This window comes from Mesorhizobium sp. M2E.F.Ca.ET.219.01.1.1, from assembly GCF_004016445.2.
In the GTDB taxonomy this organism is placed as follows: Bacteria; Pseudomonadota; Alphaproteobacteria; order Rhizobiales; family Rhizobiaceae; genus Mesorhizobium.
On sequence record NZ_SADT02000117.1, the window covers coordinates 1 to 354 of the forward strand.

General features: G+C 57.3%; 1 pseudogene. It reads right to left on the bottom strand.

Annotated features, from left to right (window positions below):
• Positions 1-76: 76 nt before the first annotated feature.
• Positions 77-354, bottom strand: a pseudogene (locus EN862_RS35180) (3-hydroxyacyl-[acyl-carrier-protein] dehydratase FabZ); the annotation flags it as partial.

The window sequence follows — 354 nt, forward strand, 5'->3', positions numbered from 1 at the left end:
CTGGCCGATTTGAGCGCCCTCCTCCACCACGGAGGAAGGATGGATTGATGTCTTGATTTTCATAAGCATTCGATCGTCAGTCGCCGGTGACCATCATGGCCGAAATCTCGGCTTCGGCGGCTTTCGCACCGTCGACCAGAGCTTCACAAGCGAATTTGAGCAGGTTGCCGCGCTTCTTGATTTTCTTCACATGGATCTTCAACTGATCGCCGGGAACGACCGGTTTGCGGACTTGGCGTTGTCGATGGTCAGGAAATAGACCAGCGAGGGTTTTTCAGCGTTGAGGCTGCGGATGCAGATGGCGCCGGCGGTCTGCGCCATGGCCTCGAAGATCAACACGCCCGGCAGCACCGG